General features: G+C 34.5%; 17 protein-coding genes. 9 read left to right on the top strand and 8 right to left on the bottom strand.

What is annotated here, in order from left to right; genetic code table 11:
• Positions 1–37 precede the first annotated feature (37 nt).
• Genes msrB through C3L23_RS04810 form a run of 3 tightly spaced genes read left to right on the top strand, consistent with a single transcriptional unit; the run spans position 38 to position 1,639 of the window.
• Positions 38–424, top strand: coding sequence for a peptide-methionine (R)-S-oxide reductase MsrB (gene msrB / locus C3L23_RS04800; protein ID WP_127680384.1), 387 nt, complete (start codon positions 38–40; stop codon positions 422–424).
• Positions 414–1,145 carry an alpha/beta fold hydrolase gene (locus C3L23_RS04805; protein WP_127680386.1) on the top strand — a complete coding sequence of 244 codons (732 nt, stop codon included), beginning with the start codon at positions 414–416 and terminating at the stop codon, positions 1,143–1,145. Before msrB ends, C3L23_RS04805 begins: the two co-directional genes overlap by 11 nt.
• Complete coding sequence (locus tag C3L23_RS04810; protein ID WP_127680388.1) at positions 1,133–1,639, top strand: macro domain-containing protein; 507 nt, start codon at positions 1,133–1,135, stop codon at positions 1,637–1,639. The genes C3L23_RS04805 and C3L23_RS04810 overlap by 13 nt, the downstream gene beginning before the upstream one ends.
• Here the strand turns inward: C3L23_RS04810 and ade are convergent.
• A complete protein-coding gene (ade, locus tag C3L23_RS04815) occupies positions 1,617–3,206 on the bottom strand; it encodes an adenine deaminase (RefSeq protein ID WP_127680390.1) in 1,590 nt (529 codons plus the stop codon). The two genes, C3L23_RS04810 and ade, sit on opposite strands and share 23 nt — an antisense overlap.
• Before the next feature lie 96 nt (positions 3,207–3,302).
• Here ade and C3L23_RS04820 point away from each other — a divergent pair, with 96 nt between their 5' ends.
• From C3L23_RS04820 to C3L23_RS04835, 4 genes are all read left to right on the top strand, one after another.
• Positions 3,303–3,728 (top strand): hypothetical protein, encoded by a 426-nt coding sequence (locus C3L23_RS04820; RefSeq protein WP_127680392.1) that lies wholly within the window; start codon positions 3,303–3,305, stop codon positions 3,726–3,728.
• Positions 3,729–3,869: 141 nt separating this feature from the next.
• On the top strand, positions 3,870–4,181 hold the full coding sequence (locus C3L23_RS04825; RefSeq protein ID WP_127680394.1) for an MTH1187 family thiamine-binding protein: 312 nt from the start codon (positions 3,870–3,872) through the stop codon (positions 4,179–4,181).
• A gap of 100 nt (positions 4,182–4,281) precedes the next feature.
• The gene (locus tag C3L23_RS04830) at positions 4,282–4,641 is read left to right on the top strand and encodes a DUF2089 family protein (protein ID WP_127680396.1); all 360 of its coding nucleotides are present in this window, start codon (positions 4,282–4,284) and stop codon (positions 4,639–4,641) included.
• A 34-nt stretch (positions 4,642–4,675) separates the two neighbouring features.
• Positions 4,676–5,161 (top strand): HIT domain-containing protein, encoded by a 486-nt coding sequence (locus tag C3L23_RS04835; protein WP_127680398.1) that lies wholly within the window; start codon positions 4,676–4,678, stop codon positions 5,159–5,161.
• A gap of 12 nt (positions 5,162–5,173) precedes the next feature.
• Here C3L23_RS04835 and C3L23_RS04840 read toward each other — a convergent pair whose 3' ends face one another.
• Complete coding sequence (locus C3L23_RS04840) at positions 5,174–5,704, bottom strand: alkylphosphonate utilization protein (RefSeq protein WP_127680400.1); 531 nt, start codon at positions 5,702–5,704, stop codon at positions 5,174–5,176.
• Positions 5,705–5,810: 106 nt separating this feature from the next.
• Here C3L23_RS04840 and C3L23_RS09490 point away from each other — a divergent pair, with 106 nt between their 5' ends.
• Both C3L23_RS09490 and C3L23_RS04845 read left to right on the top strand, forming a co-directional pair.
• Complete coding sequence (locus C3L23_RS09490; protein ID WP_168175710.1) at positions 5,811–5,972, top strand: hypothetical protein; 162 nt, start codon at positions 5,811–5,813, stop codon at positions 5,970–5,972.
• 63 nt (positions 5,973–6,035) lie between these two features.
• Positions 6,036–6,518 (top strand): hypothetical protein, encoded by a 483-nt coding sequence (locus tag C3L23_RS04845; RefSeq protein ID WP_127680402.1) that lies wholly within the window; start codon positions 6,036–6,038, stop codon positions 6,516–6,518.
• A 126-nt stretch (positions 6,519–6,644) separates the two neighbouring features.
• On the opposite strand, the gene C3L23_RS04850 is transcribed toward C3L23_RS04845, so the two are convergent.
• Genes C3L23_RS04850 through C3L23_RS04875 form a run of 6 tightly spaced genes read right to left on the bottom strand, consistent with a single transcriptional unit; the run spans position 6,645 to position 12,029 of the window.
• Positions 6,645–7,346, bottom strand: coding sequence for a DUF72 domain-containing protein (locus tag C3L23_RS04850; protein ID WP_127680404.1), 702 nt, complete (start codon positions 7,344–7,346; stop codon positions 6,645–6,647).
• Positions 7,346–8,638 (bottom strand): TRAP transporter large permease subunit, encoded by a 1,293-nt coding sequence (locus C3L23_RS04855; RefSeq protein WP_127680406.1) that lies wholly within the window; start codon positions 8,636–8,638, stop codon positions 7,346–7,348. The genes C3L23_RS04850 and C3L23_RS04855 overlap by 1 nt, the downstream gene beginning before the upstream one ends.
• A gap of 2 nt (positions 8,639–8,640) precedes the next feature.
• A complete protein-coding gene (locus tag C3L23_RS04860) occupies positions 8,641–9,273 on the bottom strand; it encodes a TRAP transporter small permease subunit (protein WP_210402398.1) in 633 nt (210 codons plus the stop codon).
• 10 nt (positions 9,274–9,283) lie between these two features.
• Positions 9,284–10,705 (bottom strand): UDP-N-acetylmuramoyl-tripeptide--D-alanyl-D-alanine ligase, encoded by a 1,422-nt coding sequence (locus C3L23_RS04865; RefSeq protein WP_127680408.1) that lies wholly within the window; start codon positions 10,703–10,705, stop codon positions 9,284–9,286.
• A gap of 1 nt (position 10,706) precedes the next feature.
• A complete protein-coding gene (locus tag C3L23_RS04870; RefSeq protein WP_127680410.1) occupies positions 10,707–10,976 on the bottom strand; it encodes an acylphosphatase in 270 nt (89 codons plus the stop codon).
• Between the two features lie 18 nt (positions 10,977–10,994).
• Positions 10,995–12,029, bottom strand: a complete 1,035-nt coding sequence (locus C3L23_RS04875) for a D-alanine--D-alanine ligase (protein ID WP_127680412.1) — start codon at positions 12,027–12,029, stop codon at positions 10,995–10,997.
• Position 12,030: the final 1 nt, after the last annotated feature.

A 12,030-nucleotide genomic window follows, 5' to 3' on the forward strand; every position in this document is an offset into this window, starting at 1 on the left:
TTGGATAAAATTTTCAAAATTATATCAAAGGTTTTATATGTGCAACTGCAAAAACACTCTAACGGAGTTTGAAAAACGGGTTATTTGTGAAAAAGGCACCGAGCCGCCATTTAATAATGAATACTGGGACAATAAAAGCCCGGGGATATACTACTGCAAATGCTGCGGCGCCGAACTTTTCAGCAGCGAACATAAATTTGACAGCGGAACCGGATGGCCCAGTTTTTACATTTCTACAGGAGAAGTATTGGAAAAAGCCGATTTTACTGGAGGAATGACAAGAATCGAAGCAATGTGCGGCAGATGCAGAGGACATCTGGGACATATATTCGGAGACGGACCGGCACCTACCGGTATCAGATACTGTATAAATTCCGCAAGTTTGATTTTCAAACCGAAATACGGAGAAAAAAGTGGCAATTAGGGATATTGAACATAACGGCAAAAAATTTAAAATAGCCTATGATGTCATAAATCCAGGAAAAGACAAAAACATTATATTTCTGCACGGCTGGGGAAGCAATAAAGAAATAATGAAATGTTTTAAAGAAAATTTCCAGCAATTCAGGCATGTATATATAGATATGCCGGGATTTGGCAAATCTACAAACGATTATATTTTAAATACCGGCGACTATGCTGAAATAATCGATAAATTTTTAAATTCTCTGGGTTTAACGAAAGATATTGTAATAGGGCACAGTTTCGGAGGCAAAGTCGCAACACTTCTAAACCCGGAAATTTTAGTACTTTTAGCGAGTGCGGGTATTGTAATGCCGAAACCTTTAAAAGTAAGAGTAAAAATAAAAACATTTAAACTTCTAAAAAAATTGGGTTTGAGCTCTTTTAGGAAATTTTTTGTAAGTGAAGATGCAAAAGAAATGAATGAAAACATGTATGAAACCTTCAAAAATGTTGTTGATGAAGATTTTACGGACAGATTTTCCAATTATTCAGGAAAAACGCTTGTTTTCGGAGGAAAAGAAGATACGGCCGTTCCTCCTGCCGCTGTTGTAAAACAGGCGGAACTGTTAAATACTGATTATATTATGTTAAACGGAGACCATTATTTCTTTTTTAACGGAACAGACGCTGCTAAAAACAGACGGTTAATTGAGCATAAAGTACTTGAATGTATAAAATAACAGTAAAACAGGGAAATATCTTTGATGAAAAAGAATCAGACTTTATTGTAAACCCTTCAAATACGGATCTTTTCCTCGGAAGCGGCGTTTCTGCGGCATTCCGGATAAACTGCTCGGAAGAGCTGCAAAGCGAGATGAAAAAACAGGCTCCTATAAAGCAGGGCGAAGTGACAGTAACTTCCTGCCCCGGAAATCCTAAATTTAAATACGCTATTCATGCAGCCGTAATGGATTACTCAAAGCCTGATCCTTCGCCTACATACGATACTGTTAAAAAAATTCTTTACAATATTGAAAATATCATACAAAAATACGCTCCGTGTAAAATTGTACTTCCTTTGATGGGCACAGGCATCGGCGGTCTGGATAAAGAAAAAGTAATACGGATTTATAAAGAGTTCTTTTCCAGAAATGTCGATTTTGAGTGTGAAGCGGTTATTTACGCTCATAATGAAAAAGATTTTCAGATCCTCAGGAAATACATAAATCAATAAACTTAAACTTCTCTACATCAAAAAGCCCTTTGTCTGATAATTTAATTTCCGGAATTACAAGCAGTGCCATAAAAGAAAGCGTCATAAACGGTGACGATAAACTGCATCCGAACTCTTTTGCAAAATTTTGTATTTCAGTATACTTTTTAGAAACGTCATAAGGGTTTTCACTGCTCATAAGCCCTGCAATATCAAGTTTTAAAGCTTTTACCTCGTCGCCTTCTACGGCACATATTCCGCCTTTCATTTCAATAACGGTATTGATTGCCTTGATCATTTCTTGTTTGCTGCTTCCGACTGCCACGATATTATGGGAGTCATGCGCAACACTGGAAGCTATGGCTCCTTTTTTCAAACCGAAACCTTTAATCAAAGCTACAGACGGAGGAGTGCTTTTATATCTGTTGGTAACTGAAAAAAGCAGTATATCTTTTTCAATATCGGGAACAAAACCTTTATGGTTCTGTTTTTTGGTAATAAGTTCACCGTCAACGGCTTCAATTACATTGTATGTTTTACATGATTTAATATCAATATCAGCAATTTTTTCAGCATTAAAATTATTTACAGGATAAACTTCTTTAAATTTAAGTTCTTTATCACAGTCATAAACCTTTTTGCCGTTAATGTATGTGGATAAAACATTAAATTCCTCTAAATCGTCAACAATAATAAAATCAGCCGGATCTCCTGTTTGGAGCTGTCCCACATCCAGACCGTAATGCAGTGCCGGGTTTATACACGCGGCTTTTAATACATTAAAAAGATCACATCCTTTTTGAAGGGAACGTTTTACTAGCAGGTTAACATCGCCTTTAATTAAATCGTCAGGATGCCTGTCATCAGAGCAAAACATTATTTTATCCAGATATTTGTCTATCAGAGGATATAACGCTTCAAAATTCTTAGCCGCACTGCCTTCTCTTATAATTATTTTCATGCCTTTTTTTATTTTTTCTTCGCCTTCTTCAAGTGTAAACGCTTCATGATCCGTTTGAATACCGGCATTTATATACTTCGTCAAATCTTCTCCTCTAAGCCCCGGCGCATGACCGTCAATACGTTTATTGTATTTTTTGGCAAGCGCGATTTTTGAGAGCATATCTTCATCTCCGTTTATTACACCGGGAAAATTCATTACTTCACTTAAGTATAAAATATCATCCCTTTTAAACAGTTCTTCTATTTCCTCAACACCAAGCTTTGCTCCTCTGGTTTCAAACGGAGTTGCTGGAACGCAGGGACTGGCACCGAAATATATCTTTAAAGCGGTCTCTTTTGCGTTCTCTATCATCCAGTATACGCCTTTTAAACCTAAAACATTGGCAATTTCATGCGGGTCGCTTACGCTTGCGACATGGCCGTGGGAAAGCATTATTTCACCAAAAGAAGAGGGCGGCAGCATTGAACTTTCTATATGGATGTGAGCATCAATAAATCCCGGAAGGATATAATTTTCAGCATTCTTAATCCGTTCAATAAACTCTATTTTTCCGTTTTTTATTGTTATTTTGGCCGGAAAAATTTTTTTGTTTACAATATCAACGTAATTTGCTGTTATAAACATAACAAACCTTTTTATTTATTATAACTAAATATAAAAAGTAACTTAATAAATTAGATTTTAGTTATAATATTAATAAAACATTAAAAGGGAGAAAGAATGAAAATAAAAAATATTATAATGGGGAGTATTGTAGGACTTTTTTTATTTACGGGTTGTACATACAAAAATGCAGAACTCAATTATAAGCAATATCATGCATATACTCTAAGTGAGGGTGGAAATTTAAAATATAAAGAAATAGGTCCAATATATGCATCTGCTTCAGGATTTGCATGGGACGACTGCTCTGATATTGCTTCAAAAGTATTAAAAAGACTTGAAAGCAAAGCAAAAGCATTGGGAGGTGACGATGTCATAAATATAAAATGGTATGGTGAGCATAGTTTATATACTATTCCTACTTGTAAATGTGGTTGCGGATGGTTTGCTTTATATATTATTGGAGGCTTAGGTCCATGGGTACAAACTGCAAAAGCAGAAGGAGTAGCAATTAAATTTTTAGACAGTAATAAAACAGAATAAGTTCTTCTTTTCTTTTTTTATATTTTCTACTCTTAATTTTTTGAATTAAATATGAATACAAATACACATCCATAATTATGATACTTAACTTGTAATAAATAAACACTTTTTTGGTAAAATCCAATCAAAAAAGGAGAAAAAATGAGTGTATTAGTGGAATTTGCGATATTCCCGACAGACAAGGGGGAGAGTGTAAGCGAATATGTAAGCAGGGTCATTAAAATGTTTCAAAAAAGCGATATAAACTATCAGCTGACTCCTATGGGAACGGTGTTTGAAGTAGAAACCATGGAGGAAGCCACGGAAGTTATCAATAACGCATACAAACAGTTAGAACCCGACTGCAACAGGGTATATACAACAATCAAAATGGATATAAGAAAAAATAAATCTAACAGAATGAAACAGAAAATCAATTCAATCAAAAGCAAAATAGGGGATGTTAACGCTTAACTAATAGCGCAGTTTTAAATTATTAAAAAAATTATTTAATAAATTTGAATTATTTTAAAAAATAGCCTATAATATTTTAACAATATTAAAAGGCTCGAAAATGACAAAATGTTTCGTATGTAAATCAAACCTTCAAATTGAACGGTTGAAGTGCACTCACTGCAATACAGTTTTTGAAGGCGGTTTTTCTTTCCCTCTTCTTGCAAAACTGTCCTTAAACTCCCAAAAACTCGCGGTTGAGCTCATACTGGCCGGAGGCAATTTAAAAGATCTTGCCGAAAAACTAGGTATTACTTATCCGACTTTAAAAAAAAGAATCCAGGAATTACAGAGTGAATTAATTATGTTAATTAAAGAAAGGGATGATGAAATTACTTACATCAAAAATAAAATAAAAAACAACGAAATATCAAAAGAAGAAGGGGAAAAAATAATAAACGAACTTCTCGGTAACATTTGATATAATCTATACATATAATATATAAAGGAAAATAATGGAAAGACTTTATGCTCCCTGGAGAAGAGAATATCACGTCAAAAAACAGACAGGATGTGTTTTTTGCGATATAGCAAACACGCCTGAAAAAGATGAAGAAAACCAGGTTTTTTACAGGGATGAAATATGTTTTTTCGTAATGAACAGATTTCCTTATAATCCCGGACATTTTATGATTATACCTTTAAGACACGTATCAAACTATGAGGATTTAAACGAAAAAGAAGTCTGCCATATAGCAAAAATGGCTCAGACAGGCTGTAAAATATTAAAAGATTTCGGCGCTCACGGTATTAATATGGGATGGAATTTAGGTTTTGACGCGGGTGCAGGGATACCGGATCATATACATTTGCAGATAGTTCCGAGATTTAAACGTGATACGAATCTGATGACTACGGTTTTTGATACCAGGGTTTACAGTGCGGATTTTGACAAGATATATGAAGAAATTAAAACGATAGCGAATAAATATCTGAAATAGGGGATTGCCCTATCAGATCTTTTTAAGAAATTCTGTTTTTAAATAAACCTGACCGATACCGTCTACTTTACATGAAACATGTCCATCAACATCACACATTCTGATATTTTTAACTACAGTACCTCTTTTGATTGTTTTACCGGCACCTTTTACTTCAAGATCTTTAATTACGCTTACACTGTCACCGGCTTTTAGAATGTTTCCGTTTGAATCTTTTACAACTTCTTCAGTTTTGTTCGCTATTGCCATTTCTTCATCGGTTAAATACATCATATCCGTCATATCGCTTCTTCCAAGCGCCTGCCAAATTTTATAACTTAAAATTTTAACAGCCGGAACTTCACTCCACATTGCGTTGTTTAAACAGTTAAAATGATTTTCATCGTAATTTTGCGATTCGATCTGACTCAAACATGTTTCGCAGAGCAGGGCGTACCCGTCGTTATCTTCGCTTTTATATACTTCATAAACCGAAAGGCTGTTGTCGCTTTCGCATAGTTCACATTTGCTTCCGGCTCTGTCAAATATTTCTTTTTCGTTCATTTTTACCCTTTTTTTGGTGAAAGTATAGCAAAAAAGCCTAAAATTAAATAAAATAACGTAACAATATATATTAATGAAATAATAATGAAAATTTAAAGGTAAAATAATGATAGAAATGAAAAACGCTAATTTTAAAGTAGAAAAATCGAAATGGGAAGCTTTTAAAAAAATAGCTAAACTAAAACATTCTGATTCAAGCAAAGAATTAAGAAAACTTATAGACAAATATCTTGAAGAAAACAAAGATCTTTTAAATAAATTATTTTAACATTAACTTTTCATTAACTCCTGTCATTTATAATTTTACATAACTTATAAAAAGGAGTTAAAAATGAAAAAAGTAACAAAACTATTAAGTATCGCATTATTAAGCTCATCAATGCTATTCGCATTCGGCGGCGGAGCTGCCGGAGGAATGGGCGGTGGCATGGGCGGCATGGGCGGCTCAGCTTCAGGCAGTGCAAGTGCGTCAGCCGGAATGGGCGGAGGCGGAGTTATGTCCGCAGATTCAATTACGGGTGGTTCATTTGGTTCAAATTCTATGAACAAATCACAAAAAGCTCAGCAAACTCAGACAAGAACCAGAACAAGAACCAGAGCCAGAGTTAATGCCGTTCAGCAAGATATGCAAAAAATGGCTAAAACAATGCAGCAGATGAAACAACAGATCAAACAGATGAAACAGGAAATGAAAAAAACCAACAAAAAAGCTTACTATGATACGCTTAAACTTGAACAGCAGATGAAACAGATACAAAACACTTACAGACAAATGAAAAGAACAATGAAAAGAATCCAGCAAGAAGCCCAGTAAAAAGGGCTTTCTCTCTTTTGTTTTGAAAAAACAATATGATTTAACAGCGTTTATTCAGTATATTAGCCTAAACTATAATAAAACATAAATATTATTTAGTTAACATAATGTATATTCTCTTAAATTTTATTCTAAAAGCTCTTGCAGTCTCAAAGCGTCTTTAAACGCACTGTTATCATCCGTATTGTTAAAATAGACATAGCTGAGTGTGTTGTTTATTTTTTCTTTTAATGTAATAAAAAACTCTTGCGGATAACTGCCTCTGTATTTTCCGTTTGAGCCGTGAAGTCTGACATAAATAAAATCAGCGGTTTTTTCGTAAACTATTTCCTGTCTGTAATCATGCCAGACCAAAGCTATGTTTTTATTTTTTAGCAATGTATATGTTTCAAGCCTGTACCAGCTGCCGTTTCTGAATTCTATGGCAAATTTAAAATTGTCGTCAAGACAACGCACAAATTCTTCCAAAAGCAATATATCGTATTTCAGACTCGGAGGCAGCTGAAGTAATATTACACCAAGTTTATCACCAAGCACAGAAACATTATTGATAAAGTCTTTCATTAAGTCAGTGTCTTTTAATCTGTTTTTATGGGTGATGTTTCTGCTGACTTTTACCGAGAGTTTAAATTCCGGATAATTTTTTAATTTATATTTCCAAGATCTCATTGTCTGAATTTTGGGAAAACGGTAAAAAGTGGAGTTTAACTCTAACGAATTGAAATGATTGGCGTAATAATCGAAATAGTGATATTTCATTATAGAAGGGGGATAAAATTCCCCTACCCAGTTTTGATAATAATAGCCGCTTGTGCCTATATAAACCATTATTTAACTAACATCTCCACTAAATGCGGAAAGAAGAAAATTATCAGCAGTGTAATAATCTGGAACAATATAAACGGAATAATCCCAATATACAGGTCTTTTGTCTGTATTTTATTGCCTGCCGCGCCTTTTAAAAAGAAAAGACTGAATCCAAAAGGCGGAGTTAAAAACGAAGTCTGCAAGTTAATCGCAATTAACAGAGCAAACCATAACGGATCTATATTAAACTCCTGTACAATCGGAAGAAGTATAGGAATAATAATAAATGTGATTTCAATAAAGTCTACAAAAAATCCTAATATAAAAATCAGAGACATAGCAAAGAAAATAAAAATATATTTGCTTGATATATCGTCCGTAAAGAAAGAGGTTACGATATCCCCTGCTCCTGATTCGTTAAATACGAGAGAAAATGCGGCCGCACCGATTAAAATCATAAAAATCATGCCCGTCATCGTAACTGTTTCTTTTGCGGCATATTTAAGCAAATCCCAGCTAAACGTGCCGTAAAAAACAGCCAGAATAATAGAGCCTAACGCACCGACTGCGGCTGATTCCGTTGGTGTTGCAAATCCTGTAAACACACTCCCCAATACTATAGCTATTAAAATAGCGGGAGCCACAAGGGATTTAACAGCTTCTATAAGAATCTGGGAATATGGTTTGTCGGTTTTAATTGCCGGAGCAATTTCAGGTTTAAAAAATGAAAGTATAAGTATATACATAATATATAAACATACAACAATCAGTCCCGGAATAACGGCGGCTTTAAACAAATCTCCTACACTGATATTCATAACCGCACCCAAAATAATCAAAACAATACTAGGAGGAATTAGCTGTCCTAGCGTACCGCTTGCTGCAATAACTCCACCTGCAAGTCTAGGAGAATATCCGTGTTTTAACATAACCGGAAGCGAAATAGTAGTCATCATAACAACACTGGCAGCAACAATACCCATAGTGGCAGCCAGAATGGCACCCACAATAACAATGGCTATCGCAAGCCCTCCTCTGACAGGTCCGAAAAGCTCCCCTATCGATTCAAGCATTTTTTCGGCTATTTTGCTTTTTTCCAGAATAAGCCCCATAAAAATAAACAAAGGAACAGCCATTAAAATTACGTTGTCCATCCTTCCGAATATTCTGTAAGGAAGAAGACCGAAAACCTGAAGACCGACGTTAGGATCAATCCAGGCGGCAAAAACCGCGCTTGCACCAAATGCAAAAGCAACCGGTATACCCAGCATTAACAAAATAAAAGCAACCGCAAATAATATTAACCCCGTCATTTTTATCCTTTTGAATGTCTAAGTTTATAATATGCTTTTTTTAATTCAGAAATACTTTGAAGCAGAACAAGTACAAACCCTATAATCATAGTACTTTTTATAATCCATCTGCACCCGAGACCGCCCGGATCGCCGGACTGTTCATGCATTGCATAACTCATCTGTACGAAAGGTATGGCTTCCGCAATAATAAGCGTTGCAAAAGGCACTACGAAAAACAAAACGGTTATAATCTGAATAATCGCTTTTGTTTTAACGGAAAATCTGTCATAAAAAATATCGACTCTGACATGTTTGTCCCTGCTCATTGTATAAGCTATCGCAAATAAAAAAGTCAAATCATACAGGTGCCATTCAAGCTCCTGCAGCGCAATACTTCCGCCATGAAAAAGTTTTCTTGCTATAACGTCGTAACTGACTATTAATGTCAGTATGATTAATGCGATTGAAGCAAGAATCATAAAAAACTTAGTAAGCTTTTCTATAAAAAGATCCGTTTTCGGAACAAAAGAAAGAACTAAAACAAAAACAAACGCCCCGAAAATAGCTAAATCTATGTGATTGCTAAGAGGCATTGTCAGATTAAAAAACAGATTCATAAATTTATCGGTAAATTTATAAACATTTTCACACATTCTTCATCCTTTAAAGATATTCAGGAGTATCATTGCTAAACAGTATTAAATCCCCCGCTTTTGTGTTTTCGGCTAAGATTTTTTCCAAATCTTTCTTAGTCTTCAATACAATTTTATCTGCTCTTGTAATATTGTTGCAAAGAGTTTTTTTATTTATATTCCCCGTTAAAATCACCAGATCAAAAACCTGGTCTATTTTTTTAGCCAGTTTAATATTCTGTTTTTCCGTTGCTTCAACTATTCCCGGCGTAACAAGAACTTTTTTACCTTCATACCGGCTAACCAAATCGTAAGACTCAAGCATTCCCTCCAGATTTCCGTTAAAACTGTCGTCAATAATAATTTTACCTCCGACTTCTATTTTTTGGAGTCGGTGAGGCACTGATTCTAATTTTAGCACTTTATTTTGTATTTCTTCAATACTAAGCCCTAATTCTAAAGCCTGAAATACTGCAAGTGTTACGTTTACGGCATTAAATCCGCCTAATATGCCACATTCAAAAGAATATAACCTGCCTCCGATTTCAACATCCCATTTTATACCGTCCAAAGTTGCTTTTATGTTTTTAATTTTATCTTTTATAACTTCTACCTTTTCGTTATAAGGGACTTCATATGAAAAACCTTTTTTGAGTTTAGGAGTCTGAAAAATCTCTAATTTTGTTTTTTTAATATTATCAAGCGTTTTAAAATATTCTATATGCTGCGGACCAATTTTGCCTAAAATTGAATATTCATTTTCCAAAAATTTAACGATTTCCAAAATATCGCCCTTTTCCCTTGCACCGGCCTCAGCTATATATATCTCAACATTTTCGGGCATATCTACGTTTATGTCTTTAACAATACCTTTTATGGTGTTAACGCTTCTCGGAGTTTTATACACCCTGAAACTGTCTTTTATAATCTGATAAAGATAATTTTTGATAGATGTTTTTCCATAGCTTGCAGTAATCGCAACAATTTTTGGATTTATTTTGGAGAGTTTTTCTTTTGCCTGGGATTTGAATTTTAAAAACAGAATATATTCGGTAATTTCGGAAGCCGCTACAGCACATATAAGTACGGCCAGCACCCCTATTCCGGGATTGTAATGAAGCTTGTTTAAAAATACCAGATTGAGTGTTTCAAAAAGACCTAAATATATAAAAAACCTTTTCACTCTTTGTGTAACGTTTAATCCTTTTACGCGTCTTTGCCATATCAGAAGCGAAGGGATCAAACCGAAAAACAGATATATCCAAAAAAACTTATATGCCGCAATATATGTAACTATCGGAATTACAAAATACAGCAGATGCCACAGCGGCTTATGAAAATGAAATATTATCCTGCTGATTTTATAGTTGTACCACTGCAATACGGTTATAATATAAAATCCTAAAATATAAGCGGTTATAAAATTGACTATTAATCCAAAAAGTTCATACATATTAATACCTTATTTCAAAATCATCAAAGTTCTGGTCCTGTAACGGTTCAACTTCTATATCTTTTACTTCGCTGTAAGGAGAGCCCTCTTTTAAAATATTTAAAAACTCTTTTAATTTCTCTTCGTTTTCGATGTCAGCAACGGCTTCAACCGTTCCGTCGGGCAGATTTTTCACATATCCCTTAAAGCCGGCTTTTTTGGCATTCTGCTGTATAAATTTTCTATACCAGACTCCCTGTACCCTTCCTGAAACTATAAATCTGTAAGTCATAAAACCCCTTTATTTAAATCACTTTCCTTTTGCCATTTGTATCTTGTTTATATATTGATAATCTATAGTTATTTTTTCTTCGGTTTTAATATTTTTTGCCAGTTCTATCAAAACGGAATCAAAATCATCAAAAAGATAGTTGGCAAGACTTCCCGGTATCGGATTAATTTCATTCAGATAAACAGTCCCGTCCTTTTCAAAAAAATCACATCTGATTAACGCATTTCGGAAAGTCGTATTGTATATTTTTTCAAAAGCGGCTTTAATGCTTGCTTCAATACTTTTATCTACCTCTTTAAATTCCGTCTCTTTTCTGCTGAAATCCATATATTTTTTTTCAAAGTCAAGATATTCTTTTTTCGTAACCTTTTCTATTTTTGAGAAAACAAATCCGTTTTCAGTTAAAAATCCGGCAATGTTGTATTCGTTTATGCCCTCAATAAAAGGCTCTGCAATAATCAGATCGTCAAATTCTTTAGCAACGTCAAAAGCATATGTAAGCTCTTCGCTGTTTCTTGCGATACTTACTCCGATACTGCTTCCGAGTCTTGCAGGCTTTATAATCACAGGAAAATCGAATTTGGTTGACGGACTGTCTATTATTTCATAATCTATAACCTCTACTCCCATTTCCTTTGCATAAGCTTTCGTCAAAACTTTATTATAACTGATGGCCGAAGCTTCCGTGTTTGGAGTAACGGCTTTAATTTCAAAAAACTCAAGTATCCCGGCCAGTTTGCCGTCTTCACCGTCCCTTCCGTGGATAAGGTTTATCACTGCATCATAATTAACATAATATTCTTTCTTTATAAAGCCTTTAAAATATCTGAATCCGCCTTTTGCAAACTCGACTTTTTGAGATTTTTTATATTCTCCGCTTGAAAAATATTTGCTTTTCATATCTTTTTTTTCAATTAAATATAAATCCCTGTCCTGATCGATAAATATAAAATCGAGTTCGTGCTGTTTTATTTTTTCTTTTAGCGTAATAGCGCTTACGATTGAAATCTCATGTTCAAAACTGTTTCCTCCGAATAACACCGCAAACTTCATA

Source organism: Nautilia sp. PV-1 (genome assembly GCF_004006315.1).
In the GTDB taxonomy this organism is placed as follows: Bacteria; Campylobacterota; Campylobacteria; order Campylobacterales; family Nautiliaceae; genus Nautilia; species Nautilia profundicola_A.